This is a genomic window from Paenibacillus sp. M-152 (assembly GCF_003856555.1).
Classification (GTDB): domain Bacteria; phylum Bacillota; class Bacilli; order Paenibacillales; family Paenibacillaceae; genus Paenibacillus; species Paenibacillus polymyxa_C.
In genome coordinates, this window is the sequence record NZ_CP034141.1 from 474893 (window position 1) to 495000 (window position 20108).

The following is a 20108-nucleotide window of genomic DNA, read 5'->3' on the forward strand; positions in this document are numbered from 1 at the left end:
GCCCCCCGAACCGCGACTTTGGTTAAATAACGGCTCGGGGGGCTTTGTAATTGTTAGTTAATGAGTGCAGCTTTTTGTAAGAGCACATGCAGTACTTTGGCAGATGCCTCACGTGTTGTAGGTGCATTCGGTTGGAAGTAGGAAGAGCCTTTAATCGTGGCTCCGTTAATAATACCTGCCGCACTTACTTTTTCAATACTGTCCTTGGCATAGCCTGCAAAGGATGAAGTATCATGGTATGGTGTGCGTGCAGGACCATCGGCTGCTGTTTTGATTTGAAGCAGGTCTACTGCTTTGCCCAGCACAACAGCAATTTCTTGACGACTGATATTTGCTTGCGGATCAAACTTGTCGTTGTTGCGACCTGTAATCAATCCGGCCTCATAAGCGGCCGCCACATCCCCGGCATACCAGCTACCTGCCGAAATATCACTAAATGGTGCAGCAGTACCTGGTGTCAGGCCAAGTGCCCGGGTGACCAAGGCTGCAAATTCTGCACGCGTCACGTTTTGCTTCGGTGAAAATTTCGTGTCGGTTGTGCCGTTAATGAGCAATTTATTTGCAAGCGATTGAATCTCGGATTGGGCATACGACGATGAAATATCTTCAAAGCTAACAGGTCGTGTCGCCGCTGCATACGTCGAGAAGCCCGGACGGCTTACCTTAACGACGGTAGATCCATCAACTTGCTTGGTGAAGACGGATGGGACGGGATAGACATTTCCGTTCGCTGTATAGAGCACACCGGCTGTATTAGGATCAATTTGACCAGGTACGGTAAAGGATCGGCTAATAAATTGTCCTGGCGCAACTTTGAGCGGTTGGCTCTTACCGCCAGTGATTACGTTGGCCTCAAACCCTACCGGGGTGCCGATCACATTCGAGCCTTTAAGCTTGCTTGTAAATGTGCCGCTCGCCTCTGCTTGGCTACTGATGACCACTTCAATGCCCGCACCTTCAGGTGCATTTTTTAGAACAGATACTGGCAATGCCAGGGAAGAACCTGTATTACTCACAACCAGGCTGCTTCCTGCTGCGGCTTTGCCCAGCGTTGCCAGCTGTGACGAAGTGAGTGATGCTTTAGTCGTTTGGCCTGCTTGGCTAGTAGCCGACAATACAATAGCTGTCGGACTGGAGCCAGCTGTTGTCACAGCAGCCTGCAGGTCTGCATCAGCTACTGTCAGTGACTGTACATTATTGTTTAACGCAACGGCTGTAGGCACAGCTTTTACAGCTTGTCCTTGCTTCACTACGCTTTGCAGTGAAGGTGCAGATGTAGCGACAGGGGTGGATGTATTAGTTGCAGCAGAAGGTGTAGTATTGCTTCTGCCGCCACCTCCACCCCCTCCGCCGCCACTACTACCACCGGATGGGGCACTATTATCCACACGGATCGATTTAGTGGCAGTGAACAGTCTAGGACCATCGGTATTGCGTTCGACTTCTCCCTTTTCATTCAGTTCTGGAGAGCTGACTTCCAGCTTGTACACGCCATCCTTCAAGTGCTGAATAACAGGCTGACCGTTAGCATCCAGAACAGGCTTGCCATTGTCATCAAATTCAACGTAACTTCCGTTAATCCCCTTGAAGGAATATGCGCCTTGTTTGAGGCGAGCGTTAGCACCTTGTTCCTTGGTAGTGGCAATCCCATCAATCAGACCGATCAGCTTATCATCTAATCCATATACATAGAGCGCGATCTGATTGGTTTTATCTGTGGTCAGACGGAAAGTCAAATCTGTTGTGCGTTGCGCACCTGTGCGATTTGGGTAAATAATCGGGTTCGTGAAACTCAGGTCCTGCAAGCCGAAGCCTGTCGTTGGATTTTCTTTGCCGACATGCACAACGAAAGGAAGATGAAGTGTCGGCTGTCCAGCGCTTTTTAGAATAACCTCTCCTTCATATACACCAGTAGCTGCATTCGCACTGGGTTGTACAGACAGGAAGAACGGTTGCGATTTGCCCGGTTCTGCCGAGATGGCTCCATTCGCGCCAATACCCTGCAACTGAACGCTAATATTGCTCACATCGGGGGTAGCAATAGGCTTAGTCGGATCAGAGGTGACATTATCATGTAAAACGTAGCTGGCTTCATACTGCACAGGGTTTGCGGACAAGTTTTTGAGTTGAAGCTGGATCTGCTTCGCATCACTACCAGGTCGTAACAGCCCGAAGCTGGCGGAAGGATTATAATTCACAACCTCCTGCCGATTAAAGTTCTTGTCAAGAATCGTAATCTTTTCAACGGTTTCCAGCAGGGCTGGAGTCTGAATCGCATTCGCAATGTTTACAAGACCCGCACCTTGGGAATACACATCATATTGAGTTTTATCCTCATTAAAGAGTGTAACCGAAGTGTTTGCCAGAGCAGCGCGGATATCAAACGGTGTCCAGTTCGGATGCTGCTGCTTCAGCAGCACAGCCAGTCCAGCTACATGTGGGGATGCCATACTCGTTCCGTTGCTGCGTTTGTAAGCTTGCGCATAAGATGCATCCGGATAGAACTTGGCAAAGGCAGGGTACGTTGACATAATGCCAACCCCTGGTGCGCTCACATCCGGCTTGATGCTCAGCAGTTCATCGCCATTTGGTCCGCGGGAGCTAAATCCGGCCATGGTATTACCAGGATTGTCAGTACGACGATACTCTTCACCAAAAGTAATAAAGAATTTTTGTTTGTGGTTTTGGCTTTCAATGATTTGTCTTGCCAGTGCTCTACCTTCTTTTCCTATCATGTCAAAGGTAGGAATATAATCTACATTGTCTCCTTGATTCAAATTAATGTAACCGTCGTAACCAGGGATAGCTTCACTCAGATTGGCTTGTGTACTGTCGCTAGATTTCGCTTGACCATTAAAAATAATAATAGCCTTTGCACCATTTAGTTGTGCGTTCGCGATTTTATCTACGAAGCCCAAGACGCCACGCGATACGATTACAACCTTACCTTTTACATCTTTAGAAGTGAAATCATCTGGATATCCCAAGTTGGCATAAACTAATTCCAATGGTTCTGTCCCCAAAATAGAAGAAAAATCCTCGTGAAATGTTTGCCAACCCATCATGTTAAAATTGTAATAGGTATCTGATGTAACTGTTATCGGCTTTTCATCATCACCATAGGTTACAAGATTGACGGATGCTTTATTGGAATAGCTGTGGCTGGGGGAAGTGGCTGCACCAACGGAAATCGCCAGCTGAGATGTTGCGGGAGAACCCATGGAGTAAAAATAGGGCCCTTGTTGTGCAGCGTTACCGTTTGCGATGACCGCGACTACCCCAGAAAGTACCGCATTATTGATGGCAATGGCGTCTGGGGAGTTAGGATCTTTTTCAGAATCCGAGCCTAGCGACAAGTTGATGACATTCATGCCATCCTTGACAGCACGTTCAATACCGTCAATGACCTGTGCCGAGGAACCGGAGGAACGACCGGTCTTGGTATTGCGTCCAAGCACCTTATATACGTATAAGTCCGATTTATAGGCAATCCCTTTTTGTACAATATCTGAGGATTTATTCGCGGCTTTCCCGGCAATTGTACCGGAGACGTGAGTACCATGTGTCGTTCCACTAAAACCTGTGCCGTATGGATCATTCTCTTTTTCAAGGAACGGTTCCTCGTAAGGGTCGTTGTCCTGTTCAAAAGAGTCATAACCGCCTTTGTAGGCTTCTTTCAAATCCGGATGCTCATAATCGATACCGGTATCAATAACCCCGACCTTGATTCCCTCGCCATTCAATCCTTTGGCCCAGGCTTCAGGAACACCAATTTGGTCCAGTGGCGCATTGTCATAAGTGGCTTCGTTGGCTGTAAGTGTTGGCGGGTCCTGCACGGGGATGGAATAATACGTTTTGTTTTCGTGAATGGATTTAACGCCTGGCAGTTTAGCCAACTCTGGAATTTTATTGGCTGGCACCGTAACCTCCAGTCCGTTAAGCACCGTGTTGTACTGGTAATTAACTTGAAGAGAAATACCGTGCTCAGCGGCTTGGTCTACGAACGTGGTTTGCTCGGTGGCGATCGCAGATTCGGCCTTTTGCTCGGATTGAGCGGTGAAAGCTTTGGCGCTTGAACGTGCCGCATATTTGTCCACAGCTAGCGGCTCACCATCAAGCTGTACGATGACTCTGACCTGACGGGAGGAGTCTGTGCTCAGCTCAGGTGAGATAAAGGCCGGAGCCGCCTCAATAGTTAATGCTTCCTGAGCTTTTAAAAATGAATTGATTTGCAGATCTGCAGGAGCGGCAGAACTGAAAGACGGCAGAGATAAGCTTACCGTCAGGGCAAGAGCGAGTGATACGACAGGTATTTTTTGCAAAATGATCGGCTTTTTCAAAGATTTCCCTCTTTTCAATCAAAATATGATATCTCTACATACTAGGATTTGAAGCCACTGCCGTTGTTCTCACGCCTCCCTTAATATCTAAAATAATAGAATTGACCACTGGTGACTAACTTGCCAGTTTTGAGGCATATCTTACCATATTGGTGGGATATATTACTATATGTTTTTTATATTTTTAGAAAAAATAAGGTTAACTTCACATATAGATTCCATGGAAATGTTATGAATTTACTAGATTATTTTTGAAATCAATCGAAGGGGAATGGGAGAATGCAAGATTTAATGATATAATCTGCATTGGAATTGTTGAGGTTACACAATCACGTAAAATGCTTAAGGTGAAGGAGTCGATTATGTTGGCAAAAACATTGATTTTCGGGCATAAAAATCCGGATACGGATACCATTTGCTCAGCTATTGCTTATGCAGACTTGAAAACCAAACTGGGCGCGGACGTAGAGCCGGTTCGTCTGGGAGAGGTTAACGGGGAAACGCAGTATGCGCTGGATTATTTCAAAGTGAGCGCGCCGCGTCTGGTTGAGCAGGTTGCTACTGAAACAGACAGCGTCATTCTGGTCGATCATAATGAACGCCAGCAAAGCGCAACGGACATTGACAAGGTGCGCGTAACTGAAGTCATCGATCACCACCGGATCGCTAACTTTGAAACAAGCCAGCCGCTGTACTTCCGCGCTGAGCCAGTAGGTTGCACAGCCACCATTTTGAACAAGCTCTACAAGGAAAACGGTGTAGCCATTCCCAAAGAAATCGCAGGTCTGATGTTGTCCGCGATTATTTCTGATTCCCTGTTGTTCAAGTCTCCGACCTGCACAGATCAGGACGTAGCCGCTGCTCGCGAACTGGCTGAAATTGCTGGTGTGGATGCAGATCGTTACGGTTTTGACTTGCTTAAAGCGGGTGCTGATTTGAGTGGTCACACGATTGAGCAGTTAGTAAGCTTGGACGCAAAAGAATTCCAGATGAATGGACGCAAAGTAGAAATTGCACAAGTGAACGCAGTAGACGTAAACGATGTGCTGTCCCGTCAAGCTGATTTGGAAGCTGCATTGGCCCAAACCATTGCAGCTAAAAATCTTGATCTGTTCTTGTTCGTCGTAACAGACATTGTGAACAGTGATTCCATTGGTATTGCGCTGGGAAGCCAAGCCCAAGCAGTTGAAAAAGCCTACAATGTACAGTTGGATGACAATAAAGCTGTTCTGAAAGGCGTCGTATCGCGCAAATCGCAAATTGTGCCTGTATTGACAGAAGCTTTTAACAGTTTGTAATGATATAAAATAAGCCTCCTGAACCCGACTGCATGAAGGCAGTGGTAGCAGGAGGCTTATTTTTATTTCCTCAGATCTTCCAGAACGTCCTCGATACGAAATTCAAATGTCAATTTCAACTGATCGCTCATCAGGTGCCAGGCACTTTCAGCTACAGCGAGATCCCCGCTATGAGTAAAAGCATGTGCGGCACCCATGTATTTCTTATACATTACGGGTACATCCGCTTCAATCAGCCGCTTGGCATACAACTCAGCTTCATCAGCCAAGGAGTCCAGCTCGGCCGTTATGATCAGCGCAGGAGGGAGATCATGTAGCGATTCTGCATAAATAGGAGAAGCCAACGGATTTCGCGCCTCATCTAGCGAGCGCAAATAGCTTTCATTGAAGATTTTTGCCACGCGAGGCGGAATCGCCTTCTCAAATTGGGGCTTCAGCTTGGGATCTGTAGCGATATCCAGTGATGGGTAATCCAGCACCTGATACACAATCGGGAATTCCTTGCGGTCTCGGGCCATAAGACACAGTGCTGCTGCAAGATTACCTCCTGCGCTATGTCCGCCGACCGCAATGCGTTGAGGATCGATGTTCAGCACGTTAGGATGCTTGTACACCCATTGGGTCACATCATAGCTTTCCTGTAGCGGAATAGGGAATTTGTGCTCCGGGGCCAAGCGATAATCAACATTAACGACGACACAATTCGCACGTTCGGCAATGACCGGGCACCAGGGGTCATCCATTTCAGCGCTGCCCATAATGAATCCGCTACCATGAAAATTGACGAATACTGGGAGTGGATCAGCAGACCTGAGGGAAGGCTCATATACAATCACCCTGGAATCACCTACAGAGGTGGGGATCATCCTCTCTGTCCGATGTACTTTGGGAGAATGCGAAGGTTTAAAATCGGATGCTGTTATCATCCGGCCAGCCGATCTGCGGGCAAGTTTGACGAACAGATTTTGTCTCAGTCTTCGCACTACTTGTCTTTCTCCTCTCTGAGGGCGCTGGGGGTGGTTAGACGCGAACCTTTAACATCTTCAAAAGCATCTCGTACGCGTGACAAATAGGTCTGAAACTGGCAGAGTTCCGCTTCAGTAAAGTCTGACATCAGACGTGAAGCCAGCCCTATAAAAAAAGGGTCCATCTGCTGAATTTTACTTCTTCCTTTATCATTCAGGGAAACAAACACTCCCCGCTTGTCATTGGGATCGTCGTATTTATTAATGAATCCTTCTTGTTCAAGAGAAATGACCATAGAACTGATTGCTGCTCGGCTGACACCCATCTTTTCAGCTAAAGCAGAAGGAGAGGACATTTCATCTCTTTGCGCAGAAAGTACACAAAGTGCAATATATTGCCCGTAGGAGAGACCAAATTCACGCGAACGTTTTTCCATATTTTTTCTTATTTCGTACGTTATAGAAAATAAATCTACCAAAACACCAATCGGCTTATTGCCACCTGGAAATAGATTATAGGCCAGTTGACGAATTTCGGAGTCCAAAAAAAAGAACATGCGATCCACCTCGATGTAGTTAATTAGTTAACTGTAATTTAATTAACCACTGGTTGCAATGATTTATACAAACTTTGTTCTGCATTTTTTGAAAAAGTATCGGTAAAACGTCACTTCCAAGGTCCGATGCACTGTTCAATACCTTGATCCACAAGAGCTTGGATGGAGGGCTGCCGCAAGGTACGTCCTTCTTGCCAGCGCCACTCACTATATTGAATCTTGGCGGTAAACATGGGCTTTACCCAAAATGCGTCTTGATGCCGATCCGGTTTATTAATAAAAGGTCGCTCCGATATGGTATGTGGCAAGAGGCGCTCAGTTAGCTGACGCCAATCTCCACGAGTCAGCTTACCTGTACCCACGTGCCCGATATAGCGCAGCATTCCTTGTCTATCATACTGGCCCAGCAATACAGCGTTGATAACGCCTCCGTTTAGGGTATAGCCACCGATAACGGCAATGATATCACCATAATTTTTGACCTTGACCCATCGTCTGTCCTGTCCGCCCAATGTGTATGGACTATCCAGTTTTTTGCACACAATACCTTCCATTCCTTGGCTGCACATAACCTGAAATAGAGCTTGTCCATCAGGATGAGCGGGAGCCAGTTGGATCCGTTCATTCGGTAGGATGATCTGATGCAGCAGTTCAAGCCTTTCCTGTAACGGTTTGCGATGAACCCATTCCCCATTTAGATAAACAATATCGAACAACATGTAAGTAGCGGGTACGGCTGTATAGGCTGCCTGAATTCGATCCGTCCGGCGAATCAGATCCCGGCGCATAATTTCATGGAACGACGGTTTACCGTCGGCACCAAGTGCGATCATCTCCCCGTCCAGTATGACTGAATCTGCCCTGCAGTAGGAGGAGAAGTGAGCAAGCTCCGGATACAATAGCGTTCGTTCATGCTGCTTGCGATTGAACAGACGCGTGCTGCCCTGATCGTGATACGTTAAAATTCTTGTACCGTCCCATTTTATTTCGTAACGCCAAAGGCCTGCATCTACAGGGACTTTTTCGCTCAGTTCCGGTTCAAACGGGATGACAGGCTTCATTTCCGTGCCCAACACAGCACCTCCCTTTACCTTAATTGGAATAAATATAGTGTCGACGATAGTTCCTTTTTTATGTATGTGATGTTTCGTCGTCCCCTAAATAGGGGAATGATAAGGATATCTAGCGTGGGCATCAAGTGATTGCAGTATTCGTTCGCATGGAGTTGTACCGGCATTTTCTTCAGTCAGAAAGGGGATTGGTCTCATGAGACAAATTCGCGAGGAGGACCATGCAGTAGTCATGGTGGATGATGGACAGGTAGTTGCAGAAGTAGGTTATAAATCCGTAGATGACCACTCTTTGGTCATTGACCATACATTTGTATCCGAGCAGTTACGGGGTCAAAAAATTGGCAAGGAGCTTATCGACAAAGTTGTTGCTATGGCAAGGGAACAGCATAAAAAGGTGATCCCTGCTTGCTCGTACGCGCTGGCTCTGTTCAAGCGTCATCAGGAATACAGTGACGTCTGGCAGCAATAGATATGATATCATGGCAGCGTATTGCATAGCCGACACAACACCGGAGTGGGGAACGATCCCTTTTCGGTGTTTTTTTATGTGCATAAAGCTTGTAAAATGAATGCATTCTACCGTTGATATGGGGAGATAAGAGCGATTCCCAAATGATGAAGCATATTTTCAGGAGAATCGCTGTGAAATTGTTCATACTGTTGTCACTTCACAGGCTATCTATGAGTTCTATATAATATATTATGGTTATGACCGCAAAAATAACGAAAACCTGATATTTAAACGAAGGAGACGCTCATGATGAATAAAGCGAGTGAGGACAAGCAGTACGTTCCAACGAGCAATCGTAATTTTACAGCCTTGATTATCACCGTTTCCATTATAGCCAATGTGATTATTTTGCTGCTGTTCTTTTCGCCGATCGGATACCAGGGGAGTGTTAGTTTTGATCTCACTATTTTCCCGAGGTTGAATGCGATTTTTAACAGCTTCACATTTATTTTCCTGGTGGCTGCATTGGTTGCGATTTTCAAGAAAAACATTAAGGTGCATAAAACCTTTATTCTGCTGGCCTTCGCCAGTACCGTTTTGTTTTTATTTTCCTACCTAACCTTCCATTACATTTCGCCGGAAACTGCAAAATATGGTGGTGTGGGTATCCTGCGGCCGATTTACTTTACGCTGTTGATTTCGCACAGTATACTGGCTGCGATTATCGTACCGCTGGCGCTATTCACAGTTGTATGGGGATGGACGATGCAGGTAGCAAAACATCGTAAAATTGCCCGTTGGACGATGCCTATTTGGCTATATGTGAGCTTGACTGGGGTTTTGGTGTACGTTTTCATGGCTCCATATTATTAATAGATGTCAATCCTCTGTAGGTTGATTTGGAAAACATGGCGTCTCTGTTGAAGAGGCGTCTTTTTTGTATCCAATAAAAGAAAAATTATTCCTTCTAAATTTATTTTATTGAAAAAATGTTCCTTCTATAACGGTATTTCTGTTATAATTTACCTTAATCAACTAAGAACAAGGGGGTCACCATGTGACAAAGAAAGCGAAAGGCAGGTTACGGTTGCTTGTATCTATGCTGGCACTGGTTGTACTGCTGAGCGGCTGCGGTGGCGGAGGCTCAAAGCCGGAAAAGGTAGACGGAGGGAAAGTGACACTGCAATTTTGGACCATTGCGCTACAACCTACATTTACCCCGTATTTTAATCGGGTCATTGCCGATTATGAGCAGAAGAACCCTAATGTCAAAATTGATTGGAAGGATTACCCGTATGATGCAGTGACCAATAAGTTATTGACGAGTATTGCTAGCAACAGCAGCCCGGATGTAGTGAATCTCAATACGGAATTTGCCAGCCAAATGGGCTCTAAGGGTGCTGTTGTTGATATGAATGAACACTTGTCGCCCGAGGAAAAGGCTGCTTATTTCGAGGGTATTTATAATTCTACGGTTATTAACGGTAAAGCTTATGCACTACCCTGGTATACCGGCACGGAAGTACTTTACATGAATACAAAGCTGGTTAAAGCTGCTGGATTGGACCCTGCTCATCCGCCCAAAACGCGGGAGGAATTGTCAGAATGGGGCCGCCAAATCAATAGAAAAATCGGTAAGGCTGGCTATGCTCAGCAGCTCGTATCCAAGCTTTTTGCGGTTGATGGTATTCCCATTCTAAATAAAGAGAAGACAGCAGCTGCATTCAACACTCCAGACGCAGTCACCATGATTGATAATCTAAAAAAACAGATGGAAGATGGTGTCGTGCTCAAGGAAGATGCTGATTTTTCACAGCAAGTGAAATATTATGCCGGCGAGCAGGTTGCCTTTGAGCTGGCAGGTCCGACGTTCATCAATTTTATCAAAACGGCGGCGCCGGACGTATATAAGAATACGATTGCTGTTCCGGTCCCAACCGGCAAAGCTGATGTGCGACTCTCCAACTCTATGGACCTGGTCGTACCTACCAAGTCTGCACATATAGACGAGGCGGTGAAATTTGCTGTTTTCTTAACAAATGCTGAGAGTCAAACGGCTTTTTCTAAAGAGGCCAATACCCTACCTTCCACGAAAGAATCCATTAAAGACTCGTATTTTACTCAGTCTGACCAATCATTAGAAGCACAAGCCAAGGTAGTATCTGCACAAAGCTTGGATAAGGCGACAGATTATATGGTCGGTGTGCCTAATGCCAAGGATGTGAACAGCGCGATCGCGCGAGCCTTGCAAAATATTTTATTGAACGGAAGAGATACGAAGGAGACGCTTACTGCCCTGGAGCAGGAAGTAAACGATATTTTAAAGCAATAGGTATGACAGGGGAGTAATGCGAATACTCCCCTGTTCATTTATCAAAATCAGGTGGTGATGCAGCATGATCAAATGGTTGAGGTCGGAGTCCTTTACGGCCTGGGCCTTTATGACGCCGGGACTGTTATTGCTTGCCGTCTTTGTATTTTGGCCTATTATTTACAGCATTCCGCTGGCATTGACGGACTACTCTGTCATATCAGATACCCATTTTGTCGGCTTGGATAATTTTGAAGCAGCGTTTAAGGACCGTAACTTTCTTATTTCGATTTGGAATTCATTGTTATACGTGCTCATTGTCCCCTTTCTTCAACTTTTCTCTATCCTGATGGCTGTGCTGGTGAACAGCCGTATCCCTGGAATTAAAATATTTCGTACGACCTACTACATCCCTGTTGTGACTTCGATGGTAGCTGTGGCCTTAATTTGGAGTTGGCTGTTGGGCAATAACAGCGTAGTGAACTATTTGCTTATACAAGCAGGTTTGATAAGCAAAGACATACACTGGCTATCGGACAGTAATTTAGCCTTGTATGTACTGATGTTCATCACGATGTGGAAGGGACTCGGGTATTATATGATGCTCTATCTGGCAGGATTACAAAACATTCCTCATGATCTATACGAAGCCGCTAGGGTGGACGGAGCAAGTCGATGGCGTTTGATTATTCATATTACGCTTCCGCTGCTAAAACCTTACGTTTTATTCTGTACCCTCATATCGCTTATGGCAGCTATTCGTGTTTTTGATGAGGTATATGTGTTAACCAAGGGTGGACCGGGAACGGCCACGTTGACATCCAGCTTGTATATTTTTCAAAAGGGGATGGAGCAGTTTAATTTTGGGTACGCTTCGGCACTTGGCTTAATTGTCGGTGCAATGATTGCAGTACTTAGTATTATCGTATTCCGATTCAATAGGAAAGGCGGTGTCAATCCCTATTGATGAATCTACAGAATGATAAAATGCTACACTCGTCTCTTCCTAAAAAGGAGAGCAGTCGCATCATGCGTAGTCTTGGTCGAGTGCTCAGAATGACGATAATGTATTTGCTTTTAGTGCTGCTAGCCCTCTTTTTAATGGGACCGTTTCTATGGCTGCTTAGTGTATCCCTCATGCCAGGCCGTAATATTTTTTCAACGCCGCCTGCAATCTTCCCGACCTTTATTGATTTCGACAACTATGTTCAGGTGTGGCAGTTCATGGATTTTCCTAAATATATGCTGAATACAGTCATCATTACGGTGTTGGGCGTTGTGCTCAATGTGATACTGGCCAGTTTGACGGGATATCCCCTGGCTGTATTTCGTTTTAAAGGTAAAAATGTGGTGTTTACGTTGCTGATTGCTACAATGATTATTCCTTCTTATACGGCATTTATTGTGCATTATCTGACCATTCAAGGACTTCATCTGGGCAATACATATATGGGTGTAGTGTTGCCTGGGGCAGTCTCTGTATTCAACATTTTTCTAATGCGGCAGACGTTTATTCATATCCCCGCCGACGTGCGTGATTCGGGTAAAATGGACGGTGCTTCGGAGTTTCGAATCTGGTGGCAGTTGGTGCTTCCGCTGGTCAAGCCGGCGCTTGCTGTTATTTCTCTGTTGGAGGCCATGTCGTTCTGGAACAGCTTCCTGTGGCCTATCGTTATTCTGAACGATACGGAGCTATACCCGCTGGCAGCTGCACTTACGTATCTCAATGGTCAGTTTGCTTATAATTTTGGCTGGATTGCTGCAGGCACAATGATTTCGGTATTGCCGATCATTATATTGTTCCTGTTCACACAGCGCTATTATATGGAAGGCTTGGCGGGAGCGGTAAAAGGATAATTAAGAAGTCTCGGCTACGGAGAGTCCGTAAATGGAAGGAGACGATTGCGATGGAACTGTCCAAAGGAATGCGGCCTAATTCGGGTGTAGGGCTAACACCGCAGGAGATTCAATATTATTTTCGTGATGTGTATGACAGTGGGGACAAACTGGTTATCTCTGAACCGAACCTGATCTGTGAACTGTCCTCGCGCTTCGCAATGAACCAGAAATATGAAGGTGCACTGGACCCCGAGGGACCGATCAGGCTCATTGCACCTCCGGGACCCGGTGTTCCGACTGAAACAAGGGGAAGCGTGCAGTTGGTACTTGAATATGACGGAACGCTTACTGCAGATGGATATCGTTTGGACATTCAGAAGGAAGGTAGAATTGAAATCCATGCGTCCAATAAAAGAGGGCTCAAGTACGGCATGGATGCCCTGCATCTCCTGCTTCAAGTAGAACAGGAACGATGTACGCTACCGGTGATATCTATTCGAGATGAGCCTTCCTTTCCGGTCAGAGGAATCATTGAAGGCTTCTACGGAAAACCGTGGAGTTTCGCGGATCGGTTGGATGCCGTCCATTTTATGGCTGCGCATCGGATGAACACGTTCATGTACGCTCCCAAGGACGATCCATATCATCGTGAGCTATGGAGGGAACCGTACCCTGAGGAGACGTTTGCCCAAATCCGCGAATTAAAGGAAGCCTGTGAACGGCACGAGGTTGATTTTCATTATTGTATCAGTCCAGGGAATGACCTGAGTTTTGGCAGCGATGAAGATTTCCTCAAATTAACGGAAAAGCTGGCGGCCATGATGGCGATTGGCGTGCGCCATTTTTCTATATTAATGGATGACATTGATTATGTCCTTAAAGGAGAAAATCGACATTTGCTGGGCCGCTCGGGCCACGCCCATGTCTTTTTGACGAATAAGGTTCATACATGGTTGGCTGAACGGCTGCCTGAATTTACGCTGACAGTCTGTCCTTCGGAATATTGGTCCTATTGGGATACCGAATACAAAAAGGATTTCCGGGAGCGATTGCATCCGGAGATTAAGGTGTTCTGGACGGGATACTTTGTTTTTGCTCCACAGATTAGTCGCCAGCATGCTGCCGATAATCATGCGTTCTATGGGCATGAGCTGTGGTTGTGGGATAACATCCCGGTGAATGATTGTGACCATGATCGGTTATTCCTCGATCCACTGCGCGGACGGTATTCCGGTCTTCCAGATTGCGGACATACCGGCATGGTAGCCAACCCGATGAACCAGTGGGAGTGCTCCAAAGTGACGCTCATTACGATGTCCCACTATATGTGGAACAGTGAGCGGTATATGCCAGAGCTGTCCTGGGAATGGGCTGTGCGGGAGTTAGCGGGGGAGCATACAGATGAACTGATGTTTTTCTGTCGCCAAAACAAGAACAGCCGACTGGGCGGCAGCACGTATGAGGATGTGGACCTTGCCTTGCAAATGCGCGATATCCCTGCGCTGGATATATACTTCGAGCGGCTGCTTTACGTCGTGAGCGTCCTACAGAATATATCTGCCGATGATCCGGCGGCAGGCTTCGTGGCACAGGCTGCGCCTTGGCTGGAACGTGCCGAGTTGGACGTGAGCCTGTGGCAAGTGCTGCGCCAAGCTGCGCTCGGTAGCGAGCGCCAGAAGGATGTGCAGTCGCTAGGAAATCTCATGCAGAGCGAAGCAACTGACGGACAAGAACCGCCGCCTCTGACGGACGAGGTCGTGGACGAACTACGACGCAGTATTACGGCTTGCCTGGAAGCGGAGGCTCGGCTGGGAAGCAATCCGGCGATCCGTGCCGCCGTGCAGTGGGGCTATGTCGATCAGGATGAACAAGGCAAACATCGACTGATCTTGTGAGAATTTGTATGGAATAAAGAACCAAGGCAGCATAGCTGCCCTGAAAATAACCATTTGCCGTTAGGATAACGGTAATTTTCAGGAGAGGTGGAGCGTATGGTGAAGCCAAATACTCGATTACTTTTTGTGCCGCTGGATGAGCGGCCCTGTAATTATCAATTTCCTTACTTACTGGCACAGGGCACAGACCTTGAAATGGAGCGCCCTCCATTGGAATGGATGGGACAAAAGAAAACCCCTGGCGATACGACCAGATTATGGGCATGGCTCGAAGAACGTGCGGCGAGTGCTGATGGAGCTATTATTGCGATGGATACGCTGCTGTACGGGGGGATCGTACCCTCTCGGCTGCACGGAATGTCGAGTGGGCAGGTCAGGAACAGGGCTAATCGTCTTCGCAGGTTAAAGCAACTATACCCGCAACTGACTCTGTATGCATTTCAATTGATTATGCGTTGTCCGCAGTACTCTTTAGCTGATGAGGAACCAGACTACTATGCTGATTGGGGCCGTGAGATATTCAGAAAGGGTTTCATTGAGCATCGTCAGGAGCTAGCGATTGCTACCGCAGAAGAGTTGCTGGAATTAGCGGACATCGATGAGCGTTTGCCTATAGAGATTTTGGATGATTATCTAGGGCGTCGCCGTGTGAATTTGGAAGCCAATCAAGTAGCACTGGAACTGGTAGCAGAAGGCGTGATTGATTTTATGATCATCCCACAGGATGATTCGGCTCCCTACGGCTATACCGCCAAGGATCAACAACGGCTAAGAAGTCGTATTTCCGAGCTTGGGTTAGATTTGAAAGTATATATGTACCCAGGGGCAGACGAAGTGGGTTGTACGTTGCTAGCTCGTTGGGTGAATCAGACGAATCATGTAGTTCCACTGGTGTATCCTCGATTGTCTGCTTTGCAGGGAGCATTTGTAGTCCCGCTTTTTGAGGATCGTTATTTTTACGAGACGTTAAAGTATCAGATTATAGCGGCAGGTGGGCTGATTGCTTCCTCAGCAGCGGAGGCTGATTTGATTTTGCTGGCGAACACGCCCGGAGACACGATGGCAGAAGCTTCATCCCAGCAGCATGCGATGGCCGGATATGATGTACATCGGAATCTGGTAGAGCTAGTTGAGTACGGTGCTCATATGCAGCATGATGCCAATAAAAATATTGCAATTGCGGATGTAGCCTACGCCAACGGAGCCGATCTCAAGCTACTTAGACTATTGAGGCAAAAGGGATTGCTATTTAAGCTGGCAGGCTATGCAGGCTGGAATACTAGTTCTAACACGCTCGGTACTGTCATTGCTCAGTCTATGCTTTATGTCCGCTATGGTCCTACGGAGGAACACCTGGATTTTCTGGGGCTACGCTACGCTGAGGATGCCTGTTATTGCGCCGTGGTACGTACAGCTATGAATAATGGAATTGTGGAGCAGATGGGTTTTAACAAGTTTATGCTCGATGGCTCTAGAGGGTCGGTAGCTGCAGTCATTCGCGGACGGCTGGAGCAGGCACTCGATGAATATGTAAACGGGCCGGAAGGTCGCGTGGAAATTACAGATTGCTACATGCCGTGGAACCGTACCTTTGAAGTTGGATTGACTGTACGGCATTATGCCGAGGGGAGGGAGTGAATCCTATGGGAATGGAAGGTGTATTATCCAAGGTTCGGCATGGACTGATCGTTTCCTGTCAGGCGCTACCAGGCGAACCGTTGCATGGAGCAGATTCTATGGTCAAAATGGCGCGTGCTGCACAGGAGGGTGGAGCTGTAGCGATTCGTGCCAATGGTGCATCGGATGTACGTGCGATTAAACAGGCGATCCCTCTACCAGTCATTGGTTTGATTAAACGGGATTATAATGATTCTGATATTTACATTACGCCTACCCTCCGTGAAATGGAGGAACTGGTGGAGGCAGGTGCGGATATCATTGCGCTGGATGCCACATTGAGACCGCGCCCAGCGGGGTGTAAGTTGAAACACCTCATAGATTACGCCCATGAGCACGGAGTCGCTTCCATGGCGGATATATCGACACTAGAGGAAGCACTTCATGCGGCTTCCCTTGGTATAGGCTGCGTATCCACGACGTTATCCGGTTATACGCCATATTCTACTCAGATAGAGGGTCCGGATCTGGAATTGGTTCGGAGAGCATCAGAGCTGGTTCCTGTTCCTGTCATTGCAGAGGGCAGAATCCATGATCCGGCACAAGTAGAGGAAGCGTTTCGGCTGGGTGCACATGCAGTGGTTGTAGGCTCGGCGATTACTAGACCCCAATTGATTACGCAGCGGTTTGCCGATGCCGCAAGGAAGGCAGTGAAATGCATCTATGGAGATGAACGACCGAATTAACACGTATTATCCTTCATTAACGAAATCGGAGCAAAAGGTCGCTTTGTGCGTACTGGAGTGCCCCGCTGACATCATATATTTCTCCGTGACGGAGCTGGCTGACTTTGCAGGTACAGGCGAAACGACTGTTATGCGTTTTTGCCGGAAAATTGGTTTTAAAGGGTATCAGGATTTCCGACTGTCGTTGGCGCAAAACCAGACTTATCGCAAAACCGATATGAGCGAGGAGAACAACGACCCAGATAACGAACATGATATTACCCGCACGGTGTATCACAATATGCTCGATATATTGCATTCCAGTATGGGGCTCTTGGATCGTTCGGAGCTTAGTCGTGCGATAGCGTGTCTCGATCAAGCGGGTTATGTTCAATTTTTCGGGGTAGGTGCATCGGGCATTTCCGCGCAGGATGCTAAAAACCGCTTCTTGCGGATTGGGCGGCGCGCCGAGGCTGTGGCAGACGGACATATTCAGTCGATGATGGCGGTGTCCATGAGCGCTGGTGATGTCGCTATTGGCATCAGTGTATCAGGAAGTACACTGGATACCAACGACATGCTGTACAAGGCCAAGCAGAACGGTGCAACAGTTATCGCAATTACGAATTATGCAAAATCACCTATTACCTCCATTGCAGATATTGTTTTACTGACCGCAGGGAAGGAAGCTCCGATAGAAGGCGGTTCAATCGGCGCCAAAATCTCACAGCTATTCGTGATTGACCTCATCTGTGAAGGACTTGCTCGCAAGCACACGAGTCACACCAAACAAATGAAGGAAAAAACAGCGAGAGCGGTGATTGAACGAAGTTATTAAAATTCTGCGATTGTGGATTGGAATACGGCACGCTCCGACAGTTCATCATGTTTTTCTATCTATAGAAGGTTTGTGCTAAGAGCTCGTAAGCTTTTATGTGGGGGAACAAGGAGGATATGGTGGTGGCAGTTGCATTGAACAAAGTCATTGGGATCGACATTGGAGGGACTTCCGTAAAGGCCGCCATAGTGGCACGGGATGGATCGTTACTTGATGAAATTCGAATGGATACAGATGCCTCCCGTGGGCGTGAATGGGTGTTGTCGCGTGTGTCTGAGTCTGTATTCAGACTGATGCGTTCTTTTGGAGATACCAGTGTGAGTACCCCTGTAGGTATAGGCGCTTTAGGTATTGCTACTGCTGGCAGAGTGAATGTGGAGAGCGGTGAAGTTGTGTACGCTACAGATAACCTACCTGGCTGGCAGGGTACATCCTTGGTGAGGTGGGCTAGAGAAAAGCTGGCTTTACGTGCGGTTGCTGATAATGATGCGAACGCTGCGTTACTTGGAGAAGCTTGGCAGGGGGCCGGGAAGGGTAAGCAACGCCTGGCCATGCTCACCTTGGGAACAGGGGTCGGAGGCGCGTATATGGAAAATGGCCTCTTGTGTAGAGGTGCTCATTGGAGCGGCGGCGATTGGGGGCACAGTATTTTGTTTCCTGGAGGTCACCCCTGCAATTGCGGGAAAAAGGGATGTGCTGAGCAATACGTATCAGGTAGCGCCCTGTTACGTCGAGGTAGTGAATGCACCGGAAAACTGTATTGTTCTGGGAACGAGATTGTGGAAGAGGCCGCTCACGGCAACCTGAAGACAATTCAGGCACTAGATGACTACACAGCAGATTTAGCTGTTCTTCTGGCTAATATATCGGTGACTCTTGATCCTGAGTTGATCATTGTTGGGGGAGGAGTAGCGGACGCGGGAGATGTCTGGTGGCCCTTGCTGGAAAAGCATCTGAACCGACTGGGAGTTCAGACAGAAGTAAGTCGGGCAATGTTGGGAAACCGCGCTGGATTCATTGGCGCTGCCAGGCTTGCTTTTGAGATGACGGAATCTTAGTAAAAATGAAAGGGGAACGAACCATGACGCAAAAACGGCTTGATGCCGATATTGTTGTGATTGGCGGAGGTCTGGGTGGGACATCGGCAGCCCTTGCAGCGGCGAAAGCTGGTATGAGAGTCATCATGACAGAGGAGACGGACTGGCTGGGAGGGCAATTAACTTCACAGGCTGTTCCTCCGGATGAGCACCGCTGGATCGAACAGTTTGGTTGCACAGCAACGTATCGTGAGTTCCGCAATCGTGTACGCGACTACTACCGTCAGAACTATCCATTAACTGAAGAAGCGTACAATGATCCGATTCTTAATCCTGGGAACGGCTGGGTAAGTCGTCTGGCTCATGAACCACGGGTAGCTCTACAGGTGCTTGAGGATATGCTTGCTCCTTATTTAAATACGGGACGTGTTCGTGTATATTATCACACCGTGCCTATTGCTGCTCAGACAGATGGAGATTCTATCACTTCTGTTACCGTCCGCACCTCGTATAATCCTGATCATAAGAGTGGCCTCAGAGTGCTGCATGGAACGTTTTATCTGGATGCCACAGAGTGTGGTGATCTCCTTCCCATGGCGGGTGTGGAGCATACGAGTGGAGCGGAGTCCCGAGCTGCAACGGGGGAGCCTCATGCACTGGAGTATGCTAATCCTCTTGATATGCAATCTATCACGCATGTGGCTGCTGTAGACTACATTCCTCAGGAAAGCTTCATTATAGAGCGACCGCAACAATACGATTTCTGGAGAAATTATATCCCGTCCTTTTCCCGTTTTCCGATTTTGAGCTGGTTTGCAACAGATGCAGATGATACCAGTAAGCTGAAACAGTTCACATTATTCCCTAACGATCAGGGTATTGTATCCTTATGGGATTATCGTCGTATCGTAGATCCTTCCATATGGAGCGAACCGCTAAACGATGGTGAGGTTACTCTTTTAAACTGGGCTCAAAATGATTATTACCTGGGACCATTGATTGGTGTCACCGCTCAGGAGCAGGTAAGGCATCGAGAAGGAGCGCGTGAGTTGACTCGTTCATTAATATATTGGCTTCAAACTGAGGCTCCCCGATTAGATGGAGGTTTCGGCTATCCAGGAATTCGACCACGGGGTGATTTTCTTGGCACTTCTGACGGTCT

General features: G+C 47.4%; 16 protein-coding genes (1 of these 16 cut by a window edge). 12 read left to right on the top strand and 4 right to left on the bottom strand.

The window, feature by feature from the left end:
• Positions 1-53: 53 nt before the first annotated feature.
• The gene (locus EGM68_RS02100) at positions 54-4340 is read right to left on the bottom strand and encodes a S8 family serine peptidase (RefSeq protein WP_129548577.1); all 4287 of its coding nucleotides are present in this window, start codon (positions 4338-4340) and stop codon (positions 54-56) included.
• A gap of 362 nt (positions 4341-4702) precedes the next feature.
• On the opposite strand from EGM68_RS02100, the gene EGM68_RS02105 reads away from it, so the two are divergent.
• A complete protein-coding gene (locus EGM68_RS02105) occupies positions 4703-5638 on the top strand; it encodes a manganese-dependent inorganic pyrophosphatase (RefSeq protein ID WP_013369007.1) in 936 nt (311 codons plus the stop codon).
• Positions 5639-5700: 62 nt separating this feature from the next.
• On the opposite strand, the gene EGM68_RS02110 is transcribed toward EGM68_RS02105, so the two are convergent.
• From EGM68_RS02110 to EGM68_RS02120, 3 genes are all read right to left on the bottom strand, one after another.
• Positions 5701-6564: an alpha/beta hydrolase gene (locus EGM68_RS02110; RefSeq protein ID WP_129550279.1), complete on the bottom strand. Its 864-nt coding sequence runs from the start codon at positions 6562-6564 to the stop codon at positions 5701-5703.
• 56 nt (positions 6565-6620) lie between these two features.
• Entirely contained in the window at positions 6621-7160 is a 540-nt protein-coding gene (locus EGM68_RS02115) for a MarR family winged helix-turn-helix transcriptional regulator (protein ID WP_025674441.1), read from the bottom strand.
• A 110-nt stretch (positions 7161-7270) separates the two neighbouring features.
• Positions 7271-8233 (bottom strand): ATP-dependent DNA ligase, encoded by a 963-nt coding sequence (locus tag EGM68_RS02120; protein ID WP_129548578.1) that lies wholly within the window; start codon positions 8231-8233, stop codon positions 7271-7273.
• 193 nt (positions 8234-8426) lie between these two features.
• Here EGM68_RS02120 and EGM68_RS02125 point away from each other — a divergent pair, with 193 nt between their 5' ends.
• The 11 genes from EGM68_RS02125 to EGM68_RS02175 all read left to right on the top strand — a co-directional run.
• A complete protein-coding gene (locus EGM68_RS02125) occupies positions 8427-8702 on the top strand; it encodes a GNAT family N-acetyltransferase (protein ID WP_013369011.1) in 276 nt (91 codons plus the stop codon).
• 288 nt (positions 8703-8990) lie between these two features.
• A complete protein-coding gene (locus EGM68_RS02130) occupies positions 8991-9557 on the top strand; it encodes a DUF420 domain-containing protein (RefSeq protein WP_013369012.1) in 567 nt (188 codons plus the stop codon).
• A 184-nt stretch (positions 9558-9741) separates the two neighbouring features.
• On the top strand, positions 9742-11016 hold the full coding sequence (locus tag EGM68_RS02135) for an ABC transporter substrate-binding protein (protein WP_025674444.1): 1275 nt from the start codon (positions 9742-9744) through the stop codon (positions 11014-11016).
• Between the two features lie 64 nt (positions 11017-11080).
• On the top strand, positions 11081-11962 hold the full coding sequence (locus EGM68_RS02140; RefSeq protein ID WP_013369014.1) for a carbohydrate ABC transporter permease: 882 nt from the start codon (positions 11081-11083) through the stop codon (positions 11960-11962).
• On the top strand, positions 11962-12852 hold the full coding sequence (locus EGM68_RS02145; protein ID WP_025674445.1) for a carbohydrate ABC transporter permease: 891 nt from the start codon (positions 11962-11964) through the stop codon (positions 12850-12852). Before EGM68_RS02140 ends, EGM68_RS02145 begins: the two co-directional genes overlap by 1 nt.
• A gap of 50 nt (positions 12853-12902) precedes the next feature.
• A complete protein-coding gene (locus EGM68_RS02150) occupies positions 12903-14729 on the top strand; it encodes a protein O-GlcNAcase (protein WP_129548579.1) in 1827 nt (608 codons plus the stop codon).
• Positions 14730-14825: 96 nt separating this feature from the next.
• A complete protein-coding gene (locus EGM68_RS02155) occupies positions 14826-16367 on the top strand; it encodes a DUF4127 family protein (protein ID WP_058710652.1) in 1542 nt (513 codons plus the stop codon).
• Between the two features lie 5 nt (positions 16368-16372).
• Positions 16373-17092 (top strand): N-acetylmannosamine-6-phosphate 2-epimerase, encoded by a 720-nt coding sequence (locus EGM68_RS02160; RefSeq protein WP_013369018.1) that lies wholly within the window; start codon positions 16373-16375, stop codon positions 17090-17092.
• Positions 17070-17909, top strand: coding sequence for a MurR/RpiR family transcriptional regulator (locus EGM68_RS02165; RefSeq protein ID WP_129548580.1), 840 nt, complete (start codon positions 17070-17072; stop codon positions 17907-17909). The genes EGM68_RS02160 and EGM68_RS02165 overlap by 23 nt, the downstream gene beginning before the upstream one ends.
• A 116-nt stretch (positions 17910-18025) precedes the next feature.
• Positions 18026-18967: an ROK family protein gene (locus EGM68_RS02170; RefSeq protein WP_240664164.1), complete on the top strand. Its 942-nt coding sequence runs from the start codon at positions 18026-18028 to the stop codon at positions 18965-18967.
• A 23-nt stretch (positions 18968-18990) separates the two neighbouring features.
• Positions 18991-20108: the 5' portion of an FAD-dependent oxidoreductase gene (locus EGM68_RS02175; protein WP_129548582.1), read on the top strand. It continues 493 nt past the right edge of the window; the window shows 1118 of its 1611 coding nt (coding positions 1-1118); its start codon is at positions 18991-18993; the stop codon falls past the right edge of the window.

Bases quoted from the DNA above. Each gene is read 5' to 3' on its own strand.
- EGM68_RS02105 (WP_013369007.1), top strand. From the start codon at position 4,703: ATGTTGGCAAAAACATTGATTTTCGGGCATAAAAATCCGGATACGGAT.
- EGM68_RS02110 (WP_129550279.1), bottom strand. From the start codon at position 6,564: ATGATAACAGCATCCGATTTTAAACCTTCGCATTCTCCCAAAGTACAT.
- EGM68_RS02115 (WP_025674441.1), bottom strand. From the start codon at position 7,160: ATGTTCTTTTTTTTGGACTCCGAAATTCGTCAACTGGCCTATAATCTA.
- EGM68_RS02125 (WP_013369011.1), top strand. From the start codon at position 8,427: ATGAGACAAATTCGCGAGGAGGACCATGCAGTAGTCATGGTGGATGAT.
- EGM68_RS02130 (WP_013369012.1), top strand. From the start codon at position 8,991: ATGATGAATAAAGCGAGTGAGGACAAGCAGTACGTTCCAACGAGCAAT.
- EGM68_RS02140 (WP_013369014.1), top strand. From the start codon at position 11,081: ATGATCAAATGGTTGAGGTCGGAGTCCTTTACGGCCTGGGCCTTTATG.
- EGM68_RS02145 (WP_025674445.1), top strand. From the start codon at position 11,962: ATGAATCTACAGAATGATAAAATGCTACACTCGTCTCTTCCTAAAAAG.
- EGM68_RS02150 (WP_129548579.1), top strand. From the start codon at position 12,903: ATGGAACTGTCCAAAGGAATGCGGCCTAATTCGGGTGTAGGGCTAACA.
- EGM68_RS02155 (WP_058710652.1), top strand. From the start codon at position 14,826: ATGGTGAAGCCAAATACTCGATTACTTTTTGTGCCGCTGGATGAGCGG.
- EGM68_RS02160 (WP_013369018.1), top strand. From the start codon at position 16,373: ATGGGAATGGAAGGTGTATTATCCAAGGTTCGGCATGGACTGATCGTT.
- EGM68_RS02165 (WP_129548580.1), top strand. From the start codon at position 17,070: ATGGAGATGAACGACCGAATTAACACGTATTATCCTTCATTAACGAAA.
- EGM68_RS02170 (WP_240664164.1), top strand. From the start codon at position 18,026: ATGGTGGTGGCAGTTGCATTGAACAAAGTCATTGGGATCGACATTGGA.